Annotated in this window: 18 protein-coding genes and 7 tRNA genes; 22 read left to right on the forward strand and 3 right to left on the reverse strand. The window is 45.0% G+C overall.

Translation table 11 applies throughout. From position 1 onward, the window contains the following. Positions 1-69: 69 nt before the first annotated feature. On the reverse strand, positions 70-1,350 hold the full coding sequence (locus tag AC4OGX_RS14400; protein ID WP_493331270.1) for an aspartate aminotransferase type Ic: 1,281 nt from the start codon (positions 1,348-1,350) through the stop codon (positions 70-72). 125 nt (positions 1,351-1,475) lie between these two features. On the opposite strand from AC4OGX_RS14400, the gene AC4OGX_RS14405 reads away from it, so the two are divergent. The 5 genes from AC4OGX_RS14405 (at position 1,476) to AC4OGX_RS14425 (ending at position 7,913) form a co-directional block, all read left to right on the forward strand. Beyond that, complete coding sequence (locus tag AC4OGX_RS14405) at positions 1,476-2,441, forward strand: LysR family transcriptional regulator (RefSeq protein ID WP_493331271.1); 966 nt, start codon at positions 1,476-1,478, stop codon at positions 2,439-2,441. Positions 2,442-2,588: 147 nt separating this feature from the next. Then, the gene (locus tag AC4OGX_RS14410; protein WP_493331272.1) at positions 2,589-4,454 is read left to right on the forward strand and encodes a PEP/pyruvate-binding domain-containing protein; all 1,866 of its coding nucleotides are present in this window, start codon (positions 2,589-2,591) and stop codon (positions 4,452-4,454) included. A 260-nt stretch (positions 4,455-4,714) separates the two neighbouring features. Beyond that, positions 4,715-5,479, forward strand: a complete 765-nt coding sequence (locus tag AC4OGX_RS14415) for a carbon-nitrogen hydrolase family protein (RefSeq protein WP_493331273.1) — start codon at positions 4,715-4,717, stop codon at positions 5,477-5,479. 27 nt (positions 5,480-5,506) lie between these two features. Then, positions 5,507-6,817, forward strand: coding sequence for a cytosine permease (locus AC4OGX_RS14420; protein ID WP_493331274.1), 1,311 nt, complete (start codon positions 5,507-5,509; stop codon positions 6,815-6,817). Between the two features lie 28 nt (positions 6,818-6,845). Further along, on the forward strand, positions 6,846-7,913 hold the full coding sequence (locus AC4OGX_RS14425) for an aminopeptidase (protein ID WP_493331275.1): 1,068 nt from the start codon (positions 6,846-6,848) through the stop codon (positions 7,911-7,913). Positions 7,914-8,055: 142 nt separating this feature from the next. On the opposite strand, the gene AC4OGX_RS14430 is transcribed toward AC4OGX_RS14425, so the two are convergent. After that, complete coding sequence (locus AC4OGX_RS14430) at positions 8,056-8,964, reverse strand: LysR family transcriptional regulator (protein WP_493331277.1); 909 nt, start codon at positions 8,962-8,964, stop codon at positions 8,056-8,058. A 174-nt stretch (positions 8,965-9,138) separates the two neighbouring features. Here AC4OGX_RS14430 and AC4OGX_RS14435 point away from each other — a divergent pair, with 174 nt between their 5' ends. From AC4OGX_RS14435 to AC4OGX_RS14500, 14 genes are all read left to right on the forward strand, one after another. Further along, positions 9,139-10,203, forward strand: a complete 1,065-nt coding sequence (locus AC4OGX_RS14435; RefSeq protein ID WP_493331278.1) for a 2,5-dihydroxypyridine 5,6-dioxygenase NicX family protein — start codon at positions 9,139-9,141, stop codon at positions 10,201-10,203. A gap of 78 nt (positions 10,204-10,281) precedes the next feature. Continuing rightward, positions 10,282-11,877 carry an OPT/YSL family transporter gene (locus AC4OGX_RS14440; protein ID WP_493331279.1) on the forward strand — a complete coding sequence of 532 codons (1,596 nt, stop codon included), beginning with the start codon at positions 10,282-10,284 and terminating at the stop codon, positions 11,875-11,877. Positions 11,878-11,892: 15 nt separating this feature from the next. After that, entirely contained in the window at positions 11,893-13,320 is a 1,428-nt protein-coding gene (pepD, locus tag AC4OGX_RS14445; protein WP_493331280.1) for a beta-Ala-His dipeptidase, read from the forward strand. Between the two features lie 367 nt (positions 13,321-13,687). Then, a complete protein-coding gene (locus AC4OGX_RS14450) occupies positions 13,688-14,158 on the forward strand; it encodes a DUF1700 domain-containing protein (RefSeq protein ID WP_493331281.1) in 471 nt (156 codons plus the stop codon). Positions 14,159-14,558: 400 nt separating this feature from the next. Next, positions 14,559-14,837: a hypothetical protein gene (locus tag AC4OGX_RS14455; RefSeq protein WP_493331282.1), complete on the forward strand. Its 279-nt coding sequence runs from the start codon at positions 14,559-14,561 to the stop codon at positions 14,835-14,837. 185 nt (positions 14,838-15,022) lie between these two features. After that, positions 15,023-16,171 (forward strand): THUMP domain-containing class I SAM-dependent RNA methyltransferase, encoded by a 1,149-nt coding sequence (locus AC4OGX_RS14460; protein ID WP_493331283.1) that lies wholly within the window; start codon positions 15,023-15,025, stop codon positions 16,169-16,171. An 11-nt stretch (positions 16,172-16,182) separates the two neighbouring features. Next, on the forward strand, positions 16,183-16,782 hold the full coding sequence (locus AC4OGX_RS14465; RefSeq protein WP_493331285.1) for an XTP/dITP diphosphatase: 600 nt from the start codon (positions 16,183-16,185) through the stop codon (positions 16,780-16,782). A gap of 5 nt (positions 16,783-16,787) precedes the next feature. Next, complete coding sequence (locus AC4OGX_RS14470; RefSeq protein ID WP_493331286.1) at positions 16,788-17,270, forward strand: metallophosphoesterase family protein; 483 nt, start codon at positions 16,788-16,790, stop codon at positions 17,268-17,270. A gap of 166 nt (positions 17,271-17,436) precedes the next feature. Continuing rightward, positions 17,437-17,511, forward strand: a tRNA-Pro gene (locus AC4OGX_RS14475). A gap of 4 nt (positions 17,512-17,515) precedes the next feature. Next, positions 17,516-17,586 (forward strand) — tRNA-Gly (locus AC4OGX_RS14480). Positions 17,587-17,634: 48 nt separating this feature from the next. Continuing rightward, positions 17,635-17,708: transfer RNA gene (locus AC4OGX_RS14485), tRNA-Arg, on the forward strand. Between the two features lie 5 nt (positions 17,709-17,713). Then, positions 17,714-17,787: transfer RNA gene (locus tag AC4OGX_RS14490), tRNA-His, on the forward strand. Between the two features lie 51 nt (positions 17,788-17,838). Beyond that, positions 17,839-17,910: transfer RNA gene (locus AC4OGX_RS14495), tRNA-Gln, on the forward strand. A gap of 38 nt (positions 17,911-17,948) precedes the next feature. Beyond that, a tRNA-Lys gene (locus AC4OGX_RS14500) sits at positions 17,949-18,021 on the forward strand. Between the two features lie 93 nt (positions 18,022-18,114). Here AC4OGX_RS14500 and AC4OGX_RS14505 read toward each other — a convergent pair. Beyond that, complete coding sequence (locus tag AC4OGX_RS14505) at positions 18,115-18,357, reverse strand: helix-turn-helix domain-containing protein (protein ID WP_493331287.1); 243 nt, start codon at positions 18,355-18,357, stop codon at positions 18,115-18,117. A gap of 150 nt (positions 18,358-18,507) precedes the next feature. On the opposite strand from AC4OGX_RS14505, the gene AC4OGX_RS14510 reads away from it, so the two are divergent. From AC4OGX_RS14510 to AC4OGX_RS14520, 3 genes are all read left to right on the forward strand, one after another. Then, positions 18,508-18,843 (forward strand): hypothetical protein, encoded by a 336-nt coding sequence (locus tag AC4OGX_RS14510; RefSeq protein WP_493331289.1) that lies wholly within the window; start codon positions 18,508-18,510, stop codon positions 18,841-18,843. A 58-nt stretch (positions 18,844-18,901) separates the two neighbouring features. Further along, positions 18,902-18,982 (forward strand) — tRNA-Leu (locus AC4OGX_RS14515). A 424-nt stretch (positions 18,983-19,406) separates the two neighbouring features. Continuing rightward, entirely contained in the window at positions 19,407-20,480 is a 1,074-nt protein-coding gene (locus AC4OGX_RS14520) for a zinc-binding dehydrogenase (protein ID WP_493331290.1), read from the forward strand. Positions 20,481-20,488 lie beyond the last annotated feature (8 nt).

The following is a 20,488-nucleotide window of genomic DNA, read 5'->3' on the forward strand; positions in this document are numbered from 1 at the left end:
TTTTGGTATTCATATAAAAATCGTTGGCATCGATTTTGGTATTTATTTTATGTCTGCATTTCTTTCGTATTATTTCTCTAATAGTTTCTCAATTCCTGCAATTTTTACGCAGATCGTAAAGATATCCATCGCCTTTTCCAGTTCCTCGATGGTCGGATAGGTCGGTGCGATACGAATGTTGGAATCCTGAGGATCTTTACCGTAAGGATATGTAGCTCCGGCACCTGTCATTGTGACACCTGCATTCTTTGCAAGCTCAACAGTACGTTTTGCACATCCCGGGAGGGTGTCCAGTGAAACGAAATATCCGCCCTTTGGATTACTCCATGCTGCAAGACCGCTGCCGCCTAAGGATTCCTCCAGTTTATTGAGGACCATGTCGAATTTCGGCTTTAATTCTTCAGCCAGCATCTTCATATGTGCTCTGATGTTTTCAGGCGTTTTGAAGAACTGTACGTGGCGCAGCTGGTTTAACTTGTCATGTCCGATAGTCTGTGCGGACATATGCCCTTTCAGCTCTTTAATATTAGCCGGGCTGGAGGCAACGAGTGCGATTCCGGCTCCCGGGAAGCTGATCTTGGATGTGGAGAAGAAGTAATATACCCTGTCAGGATTTCCACATTTTTCACATTCCTTTATGATATCCTTCAATGGAACATCTTCATATATATGATGTACACCGTAAGCATTGTCCCAGAAGATGCGGAAGTCTTTCGCGGCGGTTTCCATAGAAGCCAGCTGCTCTACGACCTCATCGCTGTAGCAGACGCCCTGTGGATTGGAGTGGAGCGGTACGCACCAGATTCCTTTGATCATCTCGTCTTCGCTTACTAATTTCTTGACGATGTCCATATCCGGCCCGTCCTCTTTCAGCGGAACACAGATCATCTCAATGCCGAGCTCTTCACATATCTTGAAGTGGCGGTCATATCCGGGTACAGGACACAGGAATTTGACCGGTGTGCCATTGTGCTTGTGGTAAAGCCAGGGCTCGCATCCTGCTGTTCCGAAAAGGCATAAGAAGCTGAGTGTGTCAAACATGACATTCAGGCTTGCATTGCCGCCGATGATGATCTGTGACGGATCGATCCCGAGCAGTCCTCCGAACAGTTCTCTGCATTCCGGTATTCCATCAAGAATACCGTAGTTTCTTGCATCGGTTCCGTCTGCCAGTGTGTAGCTTTCCATTTTTCCTAAGAGGTCATTGCTTAAGTTCAGCTGTGTGGTAGCCGGCTTACCTCTTGCCATGTTCAGTTTCAGGTTCTGCGCCTGTGCTTCTTTGTATTGTACTTCTAAATCTTTCAGAAGTGCGCTTAAGTCTTCGCTTGAATAATCTGCGATTGGTTTCATAAATCTCCTCCTTGTACAGGTCTCTTAAGTTCTTGCTTTTATTATAGAAATATCATAAAATAAAAACAAATATTTATATTTGTATAGTTATTATAACTAAATGGTTATGTGCATGGAGGTAAGCGATGTTCAGTGGTATGAACTATGTATATGAGGTGTATAAAGAAAAGAGTTTTTCAAAGGCGGCGGAGAATTTATATATTTCCCAGCCGGCCCTAAGCGCTATGATCAAAAAGGTGGAGACAAAGGTGGGAATGCCTCTGTTTGACAGGAGTACGACCCCGATCCAGCTGACAGACTGCGGGAAGAAGTACATAAAGACAGCCGAGAAGATCATGGATCTGGAGGATGAGTTCGCGTATTATGTGGGGAACATGCATGAACTAAAGACGGGACATTTATCGCTGGGAGGGAGTTATCTGTTTTCCTCTTTTATTTTTCCTCCGCTCATAGAGAAATTCAGGGCAGCATATCCCAATGTGAAGGTGAGCCTGTTTGAGGGACACACTCCGCTGCTGGAGCAGAAGCTCTTTGCAGGGGAGCTGGATATCATCATTGACAATTATCTCTTGGATGAGTCTATCTATGAAAAGAAGCAGTTTATGGAGGAACATCTTCTTCTTGCAGTACCAGCTTCCTTTGACAGCAACAAGAGGGCGGGGAAATATCAGCTGACGGTGGAGGACGTACGCAATGATGTACATCTCCAGCCGGAATTCCCGGGGGTGCCGCTCTGGAAGTTCAAGGATGAGCGTTTTGTAGTGCTGCGCGCCCATAACGACACCAGAGAACGGGTGGAGGCGATATGCCGGAGAGCAGGAGTTACCTTAAATATTTCGCTGAAGCTGAATCAGCTTCTTACGACCTATCATCTGACAGAGTTTGGGATGGGGGCTTCCTTTGTCAGCGATACTGTAGTGAAAAGCCTGCCGCCGGATGCAAATATCGTTTACTATAAGATTGATGATCCGGAGGCAGTTCGTGAGGTTTATTTATACTATAGAAAGAATAAATACCTGACAAGAAGTATGACGGAATTTATGAAGATCGCCATACCGGGGCTTAAGATCGAATCCAATGATAAAGTGTGATCCGGGGCCATAAGCAAATGCTTATGAGGAGTATAACTTTGAATGATTTGCTATTTTTTCAGGATTCGATTACACTAAAATTAGTATAGGGGAATGTCGCATGAGATGTGGTATTGCTCCCCATCAACAAAGAAAGGGGAATGGAACATGAATGGCTGGGAAGAACTGCTTAATAAAGAAGAGATGACAGAAGATGAAAAAAAGATCGTGTGCAACAGCCTCATGACGACAGAAACGCGGATGGAACGGCTGATACTCAGGCACTTTACACCGCAGGATTTCAGAAAGGTATGTAAGAGACGGATCGGGGGCGGGCTGATCGGAGGAAAGGCATGCGGCCTTTTGGTGGCGCGCAAGCTGATCAAGGTGCGTCTGCCGGAATTTAAAGAATATATCGAGCCGCATCATTCCTTCTTCATCGGTTCCGATGTCTTCTGCAAGTATCTGAAACAGAACGGCTGCGAAGAGCTTAGAGAGAAGCAGCGCCGGGAGAAGGAGCATTTTAAAGAAGCAGAAGAGCTAAAGCAAAGAATCAGCACAGGGGTGTTTCCTGAGTCGATCCGTGTGGAACTTAGGAAGGTGCTGGAATATTATAAGGACACACCGATGATCGTGCGTTCCAGCAGTCTGTTGGAGGATGGATATGGGAATGCGTTCTCCGGCAAGTACGAGTCCATCTTCTGTATGAATCAGGGAACAGATAAGGAACGGCTCCTGGAATTAGAGGATGCTATCCGCCGGGTATATGCAAGCACCATGAATCCGTCTGCGATTGAATATAGAAGGAAGAGGAAGCTTCTGGATGTAGATGAGCAGATGGCGCTCCTTGTCCAGAAGGTGGAGGGAGAGCGTTACGGGGATATGTATTTCCCGGCGGCAGCAGGTATGGGGTGCTCCTATAATCCTTATAAATGGATGGAGCATATGAACCCGGATGCGGGGATGCTGCGCATCGTTGTGGGCTTGGGGACCAGGGCGGTGGAGCGTACCCCCGGGGATTATCCGAGGCTGGTAGGACTGGACCGTGCGCAGGCCAATATCCGCACCACGATCGCAGAGCGGCATAAGTTCTCGCAGCGCCAGGTGGATGTCCTGGATTTTTCGGAAAATAAACTGATGACCAGACCTCTGGATCTGGTGATACGCAACATGCCGGACTGGCAGAAAAAGCTGGTTCTAAGCCGGGATACAGAGGCAGAGTATATGCTGTCACAGAGGCGGCAGTTCAGAAAGGTGTATTTTGCAGACTGCCAGGGATTAGTTGAGAAGAATGATTTTATCCGTATGATGCGCAAGATCTTAAAGATGCTTGAAACGGAGTATGAGCGTCCCGTGGATGTGGAGTTTGCGCTGAAATGCCCTGAGGAGGGCATATGGAGGGTGAACCTGCTGCAGTGCCGTCCGCTCCAGACAGCAGCGTCAGAGAATGTTGTGATCCCGGTGGGCGTGGATGATGAGTTGTTATTTGACGTGCGCCGGACGTCCATGAGGAGATCCAAGAAGGAGAAGCTGGACCGTATCGTATGGGTAGACCCGCAGGCTTATTATGAGTATCCTTATGCTAAGAAGCCTGATGTGGGAAGGATGATCAGCCAGATCAACCAGCATTATGAGGAAGAGGACTTAAAGCTGATGCTGCTCGTGCCGGGACGGATCGGAACATCGTCGCCGGAGCTTGGTGTGCCTGTGGTGTATGCAGATATCAGCCAGTTTATCGCGATCTGCGAGGTCGCTTACAGTAAAGCGGGATACCGCCCGGAGCTGTCTTACGGAAGCCATATGTTCCAGGACCTGGTCGAGGCGGATGTATATTATGGTGCGATCAATGAGAACAGTAAGACAAGGCTCTATCAGCCTGAACTTTTGAACGGGTTTCCGAATGTATTCCTGAAAATATGGCCGGAAGAAAAGGAACTGTCGGAGATCATCAAGGTGTTTGATGTATCCGGCGGCAAAGCATGTCTGCTTTTAGATGCAAAAGACGGGCGTGCGGTGTGCCGCTTGGAAAAGTGAGCGACAAATAATGCTATAAAAGAAAAAATAATATGAAATGATGTAGAAACAGCCTGACGTGTGCACTTTTAAAGTGCTGCGGCAGGTTGTTTTCAGGTAAAAAATAAAACAGAGTTAGAAATATAAGAAAATTATACCCTATAACTCCAACTTATTGCACTATAAGATAACGTGATTTCATTATAAAGGAAAATTATGGTACTATAAAAATTAATGAAAGACAAAAACAAAAAAACGAAAGAGGAAAGGAGGGAAAAATAATGTTAAAGCTTGGTCTTGTCCAGATGTCCGTCCTCGAGGGACAGATTGAAGAGAACTGCAAGAGAATCCAGAAGCTTGTACAGCATTATGCGGCAGATGATATTGATCTGTTATGTTTTCCTGAATTATGTATCAGTGGTTATGATTTTGAAAAAGCAGCACTCTCAAATGAGGAGGCTGACTTCTTTTCTGCCATGGCGGCTGACTGCCATATTGCGATTCTGGCAGGGATTCAGATGTCAGAAGGGGACAGGCGTTATGATGTGGTCTGCATCTGGGACGAAGAAGGGGAGATGATCGGAAAGTACAGAAAAATCCATCTGTGGGATACCGAAAATGACTTTTTTGACAAGGGCGGGGAATTAGTTACGGTCCCTTTCAAGGGGTGGAATGTTGGTCTTTTGATCTGTGCAGATTATGGCTTTCCGGAGATATCAACGCCGTTAGCACAGAAAAAGGGCGCGGAGATCATCATTTATCCGAGTGCGTGGGGAGCAGGCTGGGAAGATTTGTTTACCACCTGCAGCAAGATGCGTGCGGCAGAGAATCAGGTATACACGGTTGCACTGAACCGGGCTTGTGGGGATGTGCAGTACTGTGGCAATACGACGGTATCTAACCCGGATGGCAGCACTTTAGTACGGCTCACAACAACAGATGAGGCTTATGCCAGGGTGGTATTAGAAAAGGAGAAGCTGAAAGAAGCCAGAAAAGGAATCCCATGGAGAAATATGAAACGGTATGAAGTTTATCAAAATTTATAAAAGAAGAGGGTATGAGGAGGAAGGAACATGGGCAGTGAGAAAAAAGAGAAAACAGTGATCGTAGATGAACCGATGACACCGGTCCCGCTTGACCAAAGACAGAGCTGGATCACACCGGCAGTGATCTTCGGCGGGCTTGAATTCTGTGTGCCGATTCTGATGATCGGAGCTACATTGATCGGAGCATTCGGGATCAAAGGAATGATCCCGGTCGTACTTTTTACATTCCTGGTACTGACTTGGGGAGGCAACACGTTAAGCGGGTACATAGGGGCTAAGACAGGGCTGTCATCGTCTGTTATCGCACGTCAGGGGTTTGGAGATAAACAGGCAAAGTTTATCATTGCACTGGTGATCGGTGTCATCAGCATGGGCTGGTGGGCCATCCAGACATCCGTGACGGGAAATGCGCTTTGCGTGATTCTGGGCATTGATTATACGGCAAACAGGATCGCATGGGCGATCGTAACCATTATCGTCGGGATTTTATTTGCAGTGCCATCCATCATCGGATATTCCTCTATGAAATGGACGGATTATCTTGCAGTGCCGTGTGGACTGCTTTTATGCGTGGCAGGGATCTATCTTGCATTGAAAAATGTCGGATGGGGAAATATCGTGAACTATCAGGGTTCAGGAGATATTTCGTTTGCTGCAGGAGTTACCATGCTCTTAGGTATGAATGTTTCGCAGTTTGTAATTGCAGCGGATTATACAAGGTACGCAAAGCCGAAATGGAAGGATAACGTCTTAATTCCTCTTGGGATCATTGCAATCGGTATCCCGCTTGTTTTTATCGGAGCTATTATGGCAGCAGGCAACGGGACGGCAGATATCGTGGCTGTTATGCAGAATCTTGGCTTCCCGGTCTGGGGATTCATCGTGCTCTGGCTGGCATCCTGGACCAGTCAGTTAGTGAATAACTACACCATGGGACTTTCTTTCTCGAATATCTTAAATGTAACATCCAACAAAGGAAGAGCAACCGTGACACTGGTGGGGACGATCTTATCGATTATTCTTTCTCTGTGGGGAATTCTGGAGCATTTCCAGGATCTGTTAAGTCTGGCGGCACTTTTGTATCCGGCGATCGCGGGAGTCATGTTTGTAGACTTCTTTGCAAGAAAAGAGAAATGGGAAGATAAGCTGGGATGGAACTTCATGGCAACGATCGCAATGGTGATCGGAACAGCGGTGGGCTATGTGACGACATATGTAGTGAAGGTCGGGATCCCTCCCCTTCAGTCACTTCTGATCACAGGTATCGTATACTATGTGGCTATGAAGATCAAAGCAAAATCTGCTCCTGATAAATTTACAAAAGGAATGTTTGAGTAGAAAATAAAAAAGAAAAGGCGTGATAAATATGGAATACCCAATCGGGATTGAAATGACAGATTCTTATCTGTCTTATGAAGTGCAGAGAGCAGCAATGAAGCTGGTCAGGGATGTCATGTTGGTAAAACCCGGAGAAACTGTCGTGATAACGGCAGATACCTCCACAGATATGCGGGTGGTCGATGCAGTGATGGGGGCAGCGTATACCATCGGGGCTAACCCGGTGATGATAAAATACCCCACCACAGGAAAGGCGTTTGAAGAGCCGTACCCGCCGATTGCCAATGCAGTTGCGGTGGCAGATGTATGGATCGAATTTGCTTACTATTGTGTCATGCATTCCCCATGCTTCCAGAAGGCGATCGCCAACGGGGCGAGATACACATGTCTGTGCGGAATGGATGTCATTATGCTGGTCAATACAGTAGGTCGTGTGAAGTATGACGTGCTCGTTGAATTCGGCGAATATCTGACCCAAAAAGTACAGGCTTCCAATGAGGTCATTGTCCGCGACGCAAACGGAACCAATTTGAAGGCCTATAATCAAGGGCGAAAGGTGAAGCATTCGGGACAGCTTGCTACGAAAAAGGGCTATCCTGTCATGTTAGGCGGACAAGTCAGCTGGTGTCCGGTAGAAGAGACCATAGAGGGGACCCTTGTATTTGATGCGGCACTGTTCCCGCCGAGCGAGATCGGGCTGCTAAGGGAACCAGTAAGACTTGAATTAAAAGAAGGAAGAGTGGTTGATATTACAGGCGGTGTCCAGGCAGAAATCTTTCAGAAGTGGCTGGCTTCCTTTGAAGATCCTAATATGTACCGTCTGGCACATTATTCCATCGGATTTAATCCCGGTGTACAAAAAGCGACAGGCAGGATCGTAGAGGATGAGAGGATCTTCGGCTGTATCGAATTTGGGATTGGAAGCCAGGGAGCGAGCCTGATGGGGGCTTTCTGGGATGCCGCTTCCCATACAGACGGGGTGGTATCTAAGCCGACGATCATCCTGGATGGGGAAATTCTTGAGGAGAATGGAATCTATAAAGAGGAAACCTGTATTTCCTACTGTAAGAAGCTGGGAATTGCAGATTACGAATAAGAAAAGAGTTTACGGATCAGTTTTTTCTCTATCGCCGGAAAGCCGTTCCTGCTTAGCAGGACGGATTTCCGGCGAGGATACCTGGCGGGCTGGTGAATGCCTAAAAAAGACTCACCCAAAAGGGGCAAATTACAGGATCGTTTTAGGCGTGAAAGTATGAGGAAGCTAATACTTCTCTGCAGACATCTAAAAACTGTCTGTTTACAGGTTCAAAAAAGCTGTCTTTCAGCCAGACGAAGTTAAACATTGCGTGAGAAGAAAAATTACGGATATGGATCTGGCTTAAAAGACCGTTATCTAAGTTCTTCTGTGCAACAAAATGGTAGATAAAGGAGATTCCTATATTCTCCATAACCATTTTCTGTACCGAATTAATCGTACCGATCTCTACATAGGATCTAAAATTATTGATATCCTGATTATGCGTATGCAGTATCTGCATCAGATTGCGATGGGAATTCGTATCATTCTCACGGAAAATCAAACGGTAATCATTTAACTCTTTGAAATCAACGGTCTTTCCCGCTAATGGATGTAAAGGGGAACAGATGCAGATCGTATCGGCTTCAAAGAGTTCATAACTCTCGAATTCGAGGGGCGGGCAGTATGTATCTATGATGCACAGCTGTATCCGCCCTGTTTTTAGCTGCTGCAAAAGTGCATCTGCCTCGCCGAGGTACATACTGACCTTCTTATCAGGATAATGTTTCAGGTATTCGGCTACCATATGCGGAACCAGAGATTCCCCTGTGGTGGTTAAGGTGCCGAGCCTCAATTCATCGGGCTCATCTACAGGCGTCCTTAATTTCCTCTCAATAATCAGGGAATCGGCCTTGACCGTCTGTGCATATGCACGCAGCAGTTTTCCGTGTTCTGTAAGGTGCAGACGGCGCTTCTCGTCATAATACAGAAGCTTTGTCTCATAGTACCCCTCCAGGTGCTTGATATGCTGTGTGACAGCGGGCTGCGTGATATTCAGCAGATTGGCCGTTTTTGTATAATTTCTAGTCTCGCATAAAGTCAGGAAGGTATCTAATTTTAAATCTAACATTTCAAACAACTCCTTTCTGAATTTTCTGCTAACTATCCGTATAATCGGAACTTATTAGGCTATAAAATAATGTGATTTCATTTTAAAAGAATTTTATGATATTATCAAGACAAATAAAGGACTTTCCGAAAAAGTCCGAAAGAAATGTGGTACAAAAAGAAGGAGGATCTTATTATGGAATACCCAATTGGAATTGAAATGTCACCGGATTATTTATCTTATGAGGTGAGCAAGGCAGCATACAAGCTTGTAAAAGAAATGATGCTGGTAGAACCTGGTGAAAATGTTGTTGTTACAGGTGATACATCCACAGACAAAAGAGTTCTGGATGCGATCATGAATGCAGCTTATATCGTAGGCGCTAACCCGGTACTTGTATACGTTCCGACGAATGAGAAAGCATATGCAGAACCGATCGCTCCACTTGGAAATGCAGTAGCAGTGGCAGATGTGTGGATTGAATTATCCTATTCCTCTATCATGCTGTGTGAATCCTGGAGAAAAGCAATTGATTTCGGATGCCGCTATATCAACCTGACAGGCATGGACGTGACAATGATCGTTAACTGCATCGGCAGGGTAGATGTTGCAAGCGTTGTAGAGCTCGGTGAGGCTCTCAAGGCAAAGATGGAAGCTGCCAACGACATCATTATCAAAGATGAGAACGGTACATATCTGACAGCAAAGAACGAAGGCAGACCTGTCCGCCACTCAGGACAGCTGGCTACCTTCAAAGGATATCCGTTCATGATGTGCGGACAGATCAGCTGGTGCCCGATCGAAGAGACAATCAACGGAAAACTGGTATTTGATGCGGCGATCTTCCCGCCGACTGATATGGGAATCCTGTCCGGCAATGTAGAACTGACACTTGAAAATGGAGTTGTAACAAAGATTGAAGGCGGCAAGGATGCAGAAAGATTCAGCGCATGGCTGCATTCCTTCGATGATCCGAATATGTTCCGTCTTGCTCACTATTCCTTAGGATTTAACCCGGGAGTAAGTAAAGCAACAGGGCGTATCGTTGAAGACGAAAGAATCTTTGGCTGTATGGAATTCGGTATCGGCAGCCAGGGCAAGATGATCCGAGGAAGTTACTGGACAGCGGCATCACATACAGACGGCGTTGTTTCTAAACCTTCTATTATCCTGGACGGAGTTGCTATCGAGGAGAATGGGAAATATGTTGATCCAGAGTTAGCTGCAATCTGTAAGAAAATGGGAGTAGCAGGGTATTAAAAACTTTGAAAAAAGAGTACCCAGATTTTCCTGCTGGGTACTTTTTTCTTTATAGAGGAAGGGATTAAGGTGGAAAATATGGAAGAGAAGAAAGCAAAGGATGGAAAGTCCACATTTGAAAAGATCCGCTTTTCAGAGCCTGCAACCATTATTTTTGGCTCTATCCTGGCAGTCCTGTCAGGTATCATCTGCATGCAGATCATGGGAAAGGTTGGTGTATCGGCCAACACCTCGATCTTAGGTGCGGTATTTGCAATGCTGGTTTCTAAGATTCCGATGTCGATGTTCGGAAGGTTTAAGAGCCTGGAGAGGCAGAACTATATTCAGACGATCGTATCAGGTGCAGGGTTTTCAGCGGCTAACTGTGCGTTTGTCGCAGTTGCGATCCTGTTTGTTATGGGTGAGACGAAAGCGATCCTTCCGATGGCAGTCGGATGTATCTTTGGAACTGTGATCTCAGTCTATACGGTCGGGTCATTATTTGATTCTCCACTGTTTCCGGCAAGAGAGGCGTGGGCACCCGGCGTGGCTACGGCAGAGGTTCTGGAAGCGGGAGACGAAGGCGGAGATAAGGCGAAACGTGTCATCCAGGGTATTGTAGTGGGTATCGTGGGCAGTATCTTCAAACTTCCTGTCGGTGCCGTTGGTATCGTATTTATCGCAAATATCGTATCCATGCTGGCACTTGGCATCGGTCTTTTGATCCGCGGCTACTGTGCACCGCTGACAGGATTTGACCTGGGGAGCACAAGTATCCCACAGGGATTTATGGTCGGAGCAGGATTGATCGCGCTGGTACAGTCCGTTGTTTCCATATATCAGAGCTCTTCTAAGGCCAAGAAGTCAAAGGCGGCAAAAGAGGAACTGGAAGAGGGCCTGACTGTTTCGAGTACAAAGACAAGAGGAACATTGATCGTTGCATTGGCTACCCACGTAGTCGGTGGTATTTTCGTGGGCGTGATCTGCGGCATCTTTACAGGAATGTCACCGGCAAAGATGGTGCTCTGGGTAATCTGGACGGCATTTGCATCTGTCGCTTCCATGATCATCATCGGAAAAGCTGCAATGTATTCCGGATGGTTTCCGGGATTTGCGGTTACTACTATATTTATGACGATCGGTGTGCTGATGGGATTCCCACCGGTTGCAGTCGCAGTTCTGACAGGATACATCAGCTCAGTAGGACCGTGCTTTGCAGATATGGGATATGACTTAAAGACAGGCTGGATCATCCGCGGAAAAAGCAAGAATCCAGAACATGAGGTTTACGGAAGAAAACAGCAGGTATTCATCGAGATGCTCGGTGCGTTTATCGGAATCGTTGTTGTAATCTTTTTCGCAGACATGACTCTGAAAGACGGTCTGATTCCTGCAACAAGTACTGTGTTTGCTACGACAGCACAGATGGGAAGTAATATGGCGCTTTTGAAGGAACTGGCAATTTGGGCAATCCCGGGTGCGGTCATTCAGATCATCGGCAGAAAGTACATGTTTGGTGTATTGCTGGCGACAGGACTTCTGATCAACAATCCGATCTATGGTATCGGTGTAGTAGTTGCAGTTATCATCCGCAAGATCATCGGTGATGAATTCATGAACTGCCGTGATGCAGGCTTGATCGCAGGAGATGGATTATTCAGCTTCTTCTCAAGCTTGATTAAGATGTTTATGTAGGAGAACAAAAGTATTATGGTTGATGTAGAAAAAGTGATTTCTTATTTTAAGAAGGTCTGTTCCATCCCAAGAGCATCCGGAGATGAAAAGGCGATCAGTGATTATATTGCCGATTTTGCTAGGGCCAGAGGGCTGGATGTGACACAGGATGCGAATTATAATCTGATTATCAGAAAACCTGCTACCACTGAAGGTGCCAAAGATCCGGTCATTCTACAGGGGCATCTGGATATGGTTTATGTAAAAGAGAATGACAGTGACCATAGATATGAGGATGGGATCGAAGTAAAAGAGGATGATGAGTACTATTTTGCAGAGGGAACATCTCTTGGCTCTGACAATGGAATTGCAATCGCATACTGCCTGGCGCTCCTGGACAGCGAAGATCTTAAGCATCCTGACCTGGAAATTGTCTTTACTGTAAAGGAAGAGGTCGGATTGATCGGAGCGGATCTGATCGACATTTCCTCTTTGAGGGGAACCAGGCTCATTAATCTGGATTCCGAGGAGGAGGGAATCTTCTATACAAGCTGCGCCGGAGGATTGAGATGCCGGATGATCTGGAACCTGGAGACAGAGCGTCTCGAAGAAGATAGGATTCCCCTGAAAGTCGCTTTTAAAGGTCTTGCAGGCGGGCATTCAGGCATCAACATCGGTATGGGGCTGGGTAACTCTATCGTGCTTCTGGGAAGGCTGCTCTACTTATTAAAAGAGCTTCCGGTGCGTATCAATGCGTTAGATGCACCTGGTAAGGCCAATGCAATAGCTAATAACGGAAGTGTGTGCCTTTTTGTGAAGCCGGAAGATTTAGGTGCAGTGAAGAAAAAACTGGAAGAAGTGGAAAAGACATTTCAGACAGAGCTGCAGTATACTGATTCTATCAGCTTTGAGATCGAAGATGGCAAGGCTGTGACGGGTGCAGAGGTGTATACAGAGAAATATCAGGCGGAGATCTGCAATAGCCTGATGCTGCTTCCATATGGTGTAGCAGGTTATTCCTTCGCCATAGAAGGGCTGATTGAGACTTCCATGAATCTGGGTTCACTCACCCTGGAGGATGGTAAATTAACACTTCTGATGTCCCTTAGAAGTTCTGTGGCATCACAGAAATATATGCTCAGAGATAAGATACAGATCATAGCAGATGAGTACTGTGACACCTGTATTTTCGAGAGTGACTATCCGGGCTGGCAGTATCGGAAAGAGTCACCGCTTCGCGACACTGCGATTGCATTATATGAAAAATTATTTGACAAAAAGGCAGAGGTGGCGGCAATCCATGCCGGATTAGAATGCGGGTATTGGGATGATAAGAAACCGGGAATGGATATTATCTCGACCGGGCCGGACCTCTTTGACGTACATTCTACTAAGGAAAAGGTTTCTAAGGAATCCATTTCCCATATGTGGCTGTATCTGACAGAACTTTTAAAAGAACTGTAACTCTTAGAGCTACAATTCACGCGCGCCATTCGCAAAACGCATCTCCGATGCTTCCTCGCCGTTTCACGGCTCTTTTTGCTCATAAACTGGCGCTCCCTGCGTCTGTTATGGGGCAGCAGATTCTTGTGCAGGCACAAATCTGCTGCCCCATAACAGACGAGTGAACTGTAATCCCTTAGATAATTATAAGGAAAATTTAAGAACCTTGTACTTGGAATGTGCCATAGATTATGGTATTCTAAGTGCAAGGTTCCTTTTTATATCATATGTGGGGAATATTCCCGGAGATTGTTGATAAAAGGAAGGAAATGTGGATATCTTATGAAACAGAGTGAGATCGTGAAGAATCTTTTAGGAGGATACAAAAATGACGCGAAACGAATTCTTGGCAGAACTGCGTAAGGCGCTGGAAAATGATCTGTCCGGCAGGATCGTGCAGGAAAATGTAGAGTTCTATAACCAATATATTATGGATGAGATACAGAAGGGGAAGAGCGAGGAGGAAGTACTGGCCATGCTGGGAGATCCGTGGATCCTCGCGCGCACGGTGATCGATGCGGCGGACGGTACGGACCAGTCGACTGTATATGAGGCCGGCAGCGGCACGTATGGCGGCTATGAGAGCGAAAGGGGACACACTACAGAGAAAAACCCTTATGTGCGCTCCTTCGGTCTGGATACATGGTGGAAGAAGCTGCTTTTAGTCCTGGGGATCATTATGGTCATTGTGGCTATATTTGCCATCGTTACGGGTGTGATCAGGCTGGTGGCGCCGATCTTGGTACCGATACTGATCATTATGATCGTGTTCCGTGTGATCGGGAACAGGCGGGGCTGAGAAAGAAGTTAACCGGATATGTCCCTGGTGAGAACTATGGCATGATTATAATAAAATATTGTAAATTTAACGAAAGAAAACACTGGCGCATGAGAGGCCGGTGTTTTTGTATCTAAGTGCAAAAAAGTCGGAATTTTGGTAAAAATGGAAAAATTTGGAAAGTAAAAGACCGATGGGGGAGCCATCGGTCTTTTGAGGGGAGTATAAATAATTAATAAGGGGTTGTAGAAAGTAACCTTTCTACAATGATAAGTATAATATATGAAATTGGAAAAAGCAAGCAAAAATAAAAAAAATATTAAATAAAATGAAATTCTTGGTTTTGTAAAAAGTGAATAAAAAAGAAAGCGGGATGACATAATATGAGTGTACCAAATAAATTTTCCTAGGAGGAACACTCATGTCAAACAATAACAACAACTCAAACAACAATAACGCAAGCAGAAACGCAAACACAAACAGTTCTTCAAAGAACTCAAACAACAACTCTTATTCTAACTCTTATTCAGATGTACAGAGCCAGAATAACAACAACCAGAACAACAATAACCAGAACAACAACAAGAATTCTAACAAGAATTCCAATAAGAATTCTACAAGCAACACAACATCAAACAGCAACTCAAACAATAACAACAACAATAAGAATTCTTACAACAACGGCAGCATCAACTATTAATCAGAGTACTTTTTCTAACAAGTACGCGACAAAAGTCAGTTTGGTACAGGGCTAAGGTCAATTTAGGACGTAGTAAAGTTCAGCTTTACTACGTCCTAAATTTATAGTAATATGATACATATAATTTACTGTGCAGCAAATGTACGAGCATTTAGCAGCTGTATACTGCGCATATGGAGGCGTTCATGGATAAAATAGAATTAATCGCACCTTGTCATTTCGGCCTGGAGGCAGTACTGAAAAGAGAAGTACAGGACTTAGGATATGAGATCGCACAGGTAGAGGATGGCAGGGTTACATTTTACGGGGATAAGGAGGCGGTCTGCAGGGCAAATATTTTCTTGCGCAGTGCAGAGCGGATCCTGTTGAAGGTGGGCTGTTTTAAGGCAGAGACCTTTGATGAGCTTTTCGAGAATACAAAGGCAATCCCGTGGGAGGAGTATATCCCCAAGGATGGGAAGTTCTGGGTGGCAAAGGCGGCCTCTGTGAAGAGTAAGCTGTTCAGTCCGTCAGACATCCAGTCCATTATGAAGAAAGCAATGGTAGAGCGTTTGAAGATGCACTATCATATGAAGTGGTTTGAAGAAAAAGGGGCATCTTATCCGGTCAGGGTATTTTTGATGAAGGATATGGTGACAGTGGGGATCGATACCTCAGGTGTTTCCCTTCATAAGCGCGGCTACCGCCAATTGGCGGGAAAAGCTCCGATCACAGAGACGCTGGCGGCGGCTTTGATCATGCTGACGCCCTGGAATAAAGACAGAGTTCTGGTCGATCCGTTCTGCGGCAGTGGGACATTTCCAATAGAAGCTGCTATGATGGCGGCAAGGATCGCACCAGGGATGAACCGTTCTTTTCTGGCAGAAGACTGGGGGAACATACTGCCCCGGCAGGCCTGGTATCATGCTGTGGATGAGGCGAATGATCTGATCGAGGATGATGTGGAGGTTGATATCCAGGGATACGATATTGATCCCGAGGTATTGAAGGCAGCCCGTCAGAATGCGGAGGAAGCAGGAGTGGGTCATATGATCCATTTCCAACAGCGTGATGTAAGAGACCTCAGACATCCGAAGAAGTATGGTTTTATCATTACAAATCCGCCTTATGGAGAACGTTTGGAAGAAAAGGCAGTCCTGCCGCAGCTATATGGGGATTTTGGCGAAAGCTTCCGCAGGCTTGACAGCTGGTCAGCATATATGATCACCAGTTACGAAGATGCGGAGAGATATTTTGGAAGACAGGCAGATAAGAACAGAAAGATCTATAACGGGATGATCAAGACCTATTTTTACCAGTTTATGGGTCCTAGACCTCCAAAACCAAAGAAATAGAAGGTGGAGAGATGGAAAAGAGAATTATTTTTGCAACAGGGAATGAAAATAAGATGGTAGAGATCCGCATGATCCTGGCAGATCTTGGGATTCCGATCTATTCGATGAAGGAGGCCGGAATTGATATCGATATCGTGGAGGACGGTTCCACGTTTGAAGAGAATGCCGTGATCAAGGCTTCTGCGATCGCGAAACTGCTCCCGAATGATATTATACTTGCAGATGACTCCGGCCTGGAGATTGATTATCTGGACAAAGCACCGGGAATCTATTCGGCGCGGTTTGCAGGGGTAGATACCTCATATGATATTAAGAATCAGATGCTTCTGGACAAGCTGGAGGGGGTACCGGATGAAAAGAGGACGGCACGTTTCGTGTGTGTGATCGCTGCTGTGCTGCCGGATGGGTCTGTAGAGACCGCCAGAGGGACTATTGAGGGAATCATAGGGCATGAGATCATAGGGGATCATGGATTCGGATATGACCCTATCTTTTATGTACCTGAATATGGATGTACAACGGCACAGATGGATCCTGAACAGAAGAATGAACTCAGCCACCGCGGGAATGCCCTGCGCGCAATGCGTAAAATTTTGGAAACAAGGATGTAGGTCATATGAAAATTTTGATTGTAAGTGATACACATGGAAATCATGGGAATCTTGACAAGATTTTAGAGCTTGCCGGGGACATAGACATGTTTATCCATCTTGGTGATGTAGAGGGCGGAGAAGACTATCTCAATGCGGTCATAGAGTGTGAAAAGCATATTGTAAGGGGAAATAATGACTTCTTCTCCGATCTTCCGCGGGAAGAGGAATTTTATATCGGTAAATACAGAGTATTTATCACACATGGACACAGCTATTATGTATCTCTTGATCCGGAATATATCCGGGAAGAGGGAAAGGCACGTTGTGCCGATATTGTGATGTTCGGTCATACCCACAAGCCATATTTTGAAGAAAAAGAAGATACCATACTTCTGAATCCCGGCAGCGTCTCATATCCGAGGCAGGAGGGAAGAAGAGGAAGCTATATGATCATGGAATTGAATGAGGGGGAAAATCCCAAATTCAAGCAATTTTATCTCGGATGAAGGTTCGGTTTACGACTTTTTTTTCGCCGAAAACCGCGTAAAATCAAGGGTTCCGAGACTTGCATGAAAAAAATGTAAAAAAAATTAAAATAATTGTTGACATATTGCAAAGTGTAAGATATAATAATTCTTGCGTCACGGGTGAGCGTGATAAACAAAAGAACATCGGGGTGTGGCTCAGCTTGGCTAGAGCGCCTGGTTTGGGACCAGGAGGTCGCAGGTTCGAATCCTGTCACCCCGATAGTGCGGGTGTAGTTCAATGGTAGAACACCAGCCTTCCAAGCTGGATACGTGGGTTCGATTCCCATCACCCGCTTTCCTACAGGATGACTGTGGGATATAGAGCAAGGGGATAATTGCATAAGAGTCTGTAGCTCAGCTGGATAGAGCAACGGCCTTCTAAGCCGTAGGTCGAGGGTTCGAATCCCCCCAGGCTCGTTGTGGTGGGTATGGTGCAGTTGGTTAGCGCGCCAGATTGTGGTTCTGGATATCATGGGTTCGAGTCCCATTACCCACCCTTTATTTTTTTTATAGTACTGGCAAAGCAGTGTCAGATATAAGTCTTCAATGGGCTATCGCCAAGCGGTAAGGCACAGGACTTTGACTCCTGCATTCGCTGGTTCGAATCCAGCTAGCCCAGTTTAGCCTGGACAAAGCAGGATGAGTTTAATAGAATACGGGCGTGTAGCTCAGGTGGTAGAGCACTTGACTTTTAATCAAGTTGTCCGGGGTTCGAATCCCCGCACGCTCATGAATTTTTAAGTATCCGAGGAAATTGATTCCCCGGTTATTTTTTTCTTAAAGAAAGTTGACCAAAGTAAAAAAGACTGTGTAAGCCTTGTGCCTACTCAGTCTTTTCATCTTCTTTGATATAATCTATTAGATCGGTGATTTTGAAGTCATTGTCCAGCTCCGAGAATACGTCACATAATCTGCGTAATACATCAAAATCACATCTTGTAATTTCATTATTTTCCCAAGCTTGAACCTGAGAAAATTGTATTTCTGCCTTATAACATAGTTTATTTTTAGATAATCCATATTTCTTTCTTAATGCTTCTAATTTTATTTCTATTTTACTACTCATGAGTACAACATCCTATTCGATAAATTTTATAAGTGTATTGTAACCTAATTATATTTATTTTATAATATATGGTATAAAACATGTGTTTAAGTACATGTATTAGCATACATATAATAACATACATACATTATTGTAATAAGGGAGAATAAAATGCTAGAGATGTTACAATCATTATCCGAAAAAGAAAGACGCTATATAGAGGAAAAGAGCCTTTTTCTTCTCGTTTCTACAGAGGAAGAGTTTGATGCATATATGAATAAACAAATGGATAAAGAAATGTTTAGTAAATGCATTGAAATATGCGAACGCTATTGCTTGATTAATTTGTTTAACGAACTGGCGGGGGATTACGGAGGACTTTTGGATGAGATCGTAGATGAGATCGAGAAGGACATTGAATTTACTGCCCCTATTCCCCAATGTATGGAGGATGACATGGAAGAGTGGTATCGGAATTTAAAGTCATGGGATTTCAGGGAGCTTTAAAGGATAAAAAGTATTTGACAAATGCTCTCAGATGTATTAAAATACAACATGTTCACATGCGGATGTGGCGGAATTGGCAGACGCGCTAGACTTAGGATCTAGTGTCCCAGACGTGCAGGTTCAAGTCCTGTCATCCGCATTCTTGTAAGGCGCTGAGTACTTATTTAGAGTACTCAGCGCCTTTTAACTATTAAAAAGCACTGCTGGGACAAAAGTTCCGGTTAATAATATAGATCCTAAATGGAAATGCCCAGATATACTTCATGTAAGGTATATCTGGGCTTTATTCATTTTTATTCAGAGTTTATTTTTATCTGAGTGAAAGAGTGAAAATCTGTGTTTCAAAAATTTTTGTTGGGAAATAAAAAAATACTTGGTCATTATATACAAAAAAGAAATATATATTTGTGAAACAGTAATAAAAATCTGTGAATCACAGAAATAATGTTTGACTTAAAAGAAAATGCGAGGTATTATGTACTCATAAAGCAAGTGGTAAACAAAACACTTACTTTTCGGCCGAAGAATAACAGTATAAAGAATGAAAGTATGGAGGTACTAGAATGAAAGCATTAGCAAGATATGGAAAAGAATTTGGTGGATACAGGATGATCGATATCCCGGAACCAGAATGCGGACCAGAGGACATTATTATAGAAGTGAAAGCAGCAGCGATCTGTGGAGCTGATATGAAGCACTATAAGGTAGAGAATGGTTCAGATGAGTTTAATTCAGTACGCGGCCATGAATTTGCAGGTGAGATCGTCAAAGTAGGAGAAAAGGTTACAGACTGGAAGGTTGGTCAGAGAATCGTATCAGACAACAGCGGACATGTATGCGGTGTCTGTCCGGCTTGTGAGCAGGGTGATTTCCTCTGCTGCGAGGAGAAGGTGAACCTTGGACTTGACAACAACCGTTGGGGCGGAGGCTTCACAAAGTACTGCAAGATCCCGGGTGAGATTTTAAGAATCCATAAGCATGCGATCTGGGAGATCCCGGAAGGTGTGAAATACGAAGAGGCGGCAGTTCTTGATCCTATCTGTAATGCATATAAAGCGATTGCGCAGCAGGCACATCTGCTTCCCGGACAGGATGTTGTCGTATTCGGTACCGGCCCGCTTGGATTATTCTCAGTACAGATCGCCCACATCATGGGAGCTGTTAACATCGTAATGGTCGGCCTGCAGGATGATACAAAGGTTCGTTTTGGGGTTGCAAAAGAACTGGGAGCTACACACTGTGTGAACGGGTCTACAGAGGATGTTGTAAAGCGATGTCAGGAAATCTGCGGAAGAGACAACCTTGGGTTAGTTATAGAATGCTCAGGTGCTAATATTGCTCTGGAGCAGGCAATCGAGATGACAAGGCCAAATGCAGAGATCGTTCGTGTAGGAATGGGATTTAAGCCGCTGGAGTTTTCTATCAATGATATCACCTCCTGGAACAAGAGCATTATCGGGCATATGGCTTATGATTCTACCTCATGGAGAAACGCGATCCGTCTTCTTAAGAGCGGGGCAATTAAGGTACAGCCTATGATCACTCACCGTCTGGGTCTTTCCGAGTGGGAAAAAGGATTTGACGCAATGGCTTCTAAAGAAGCGATTAAGGTAATCATGACATACGATTTTGACTAATGGAGGAT

It is taken from the genome of Faecalicatena sp. (assembly GCF_058819085.1).

Excerpts from the sequence above, each read along its gene's own strand:
- AC4OGX_RS14400 (WP_493331270.1), bottom strand. The coding sequence starts at position 1,350 with ATGAAACCAATCGCAGATTATTCAAGCGAAGACTTAAGCGCACTTCTG.
- AC4OGX_RS14405 (WP_493331271.1), top strand. The coding sequence starts at position 1,476 with ATGTTCAGTGGTATGAACTATGTATATGAGGTGTATAAAGAAAAGAGT.
- AC4OGX_RS14410 (WP_493331272.1), top strand. The coding sequence starts at position 2,589 with ATGAATGGCTGGGAAGAACTGCTTAATAAAGAAGAGATGACAGAAGAT.
- AC4OGX_RS14415 (WP_493331273.1), top strand. The coding sequence starts at position 4,715 with ATGTTAAAGCTTGGTCTTGTCCAGATGTCCGTCCTCGAGGGACAGATT.
- AC4OGX_RS14420 (WP_493331274.1), top strand. The coding sequence starts at position 5,507 with ATGGGCAGTGAGAAAAAAGAGAAAACAGTGATCGTAGATGAACCGATG.
- AC4OGX_RS14425 (WP_493331275.1), top strand. The coding sequence starts at position 6,846 with ATGGAATACCCAATCGGGATTGAAATGACAGATTCTTATCTGTCTTAT.
- AC4OGX_RS14430 (WP_493331277.1), bottom strand. The coding sequence starts at position 8,964 with ATGTTAGATTTAAAATTAGATACCTTCCTGACTTTATGCGAGACTAGA.
- AC4OGX_RS14435 (WP_493331278.1), top strand. The coding sequence starts at position 9,139 with ATGGAATACCCAATTGGAATTGAAATGTCACCGGATTATTTATCTTAT.
- AC4OGX_RS14440 (WP_493331279.1), top strand. The coding sequence starts at position 10,282 with ATGGAAGAGAAGAAAGCAAAGGATGGAAAGTCCACATTTGAAAAGATC.
- pepD (WP_493331280.1), top strand. The coding sequence starts at position 11,893 with ATGGTTGATGTAGAAAAAGTGATTTCTTATTTTAAGAAGGTCTGTTCC.
- AC4OGX_RS14450 (WP_493331281.1), top strand. The coding sequence starts at position 13,688 with ATGACGCGAAACGAATTCTTGGCAGAACTGCGTAAGGCGCTGGAAAAT.
- AC4OGX_RS14455 (WP_493331282.1), top strand. The coding sequence starts at position 14,559 with ATGTCAAACAATAACAACAACTCAAACAACAATAACGCAAGCAGAAAC.
- AC4OGX_RS14460 (WP_493331283.1), top strand. The coding sequence starts at position 15,023 with ATGGATAAAATAGAATTAATCGCACCTTGTCATTTCGGCCTGGAGGCA.
- AC4OGX_RS14465 (WP_493331285.1), top strand. The coding sequence starts at position 16,183 with ATGGAAAAGAGAATTATTTTTGCAACAGGGAATGAAAATAAGATGGTA.
- AC4OGX_RS14470 (WP_493331286.1), top strand. The coding sequence starts at position 16,788 with ATGAAAATTTTGATTGTAAGTGATACACATGGAAATCATGGGAATCTT.
- AC4OGX_RS14505 (WP_493331287.1), bottom strand. The coding sequence starts at position 18,357 with ATGAGTAGTAAAATAGAAATAAAATTAGAAGCATTAAGAAAGAAATAT.
- AC4OGX_RS14510 (WP_493331289.1), top strand. The coding sequence starts at position 18,508 with ATGCTAGAGATGTTACAATCATTATCCGAAAAAGAAAGACGCTATATA.
- AC4OGX_RS14520 (WP_493331290.1), top strand. The coding sequence starts at position 19,407 with ATGAAAGCATTAGCAAGATATGGAAAAGAATTTGGTGGATACAGGATG.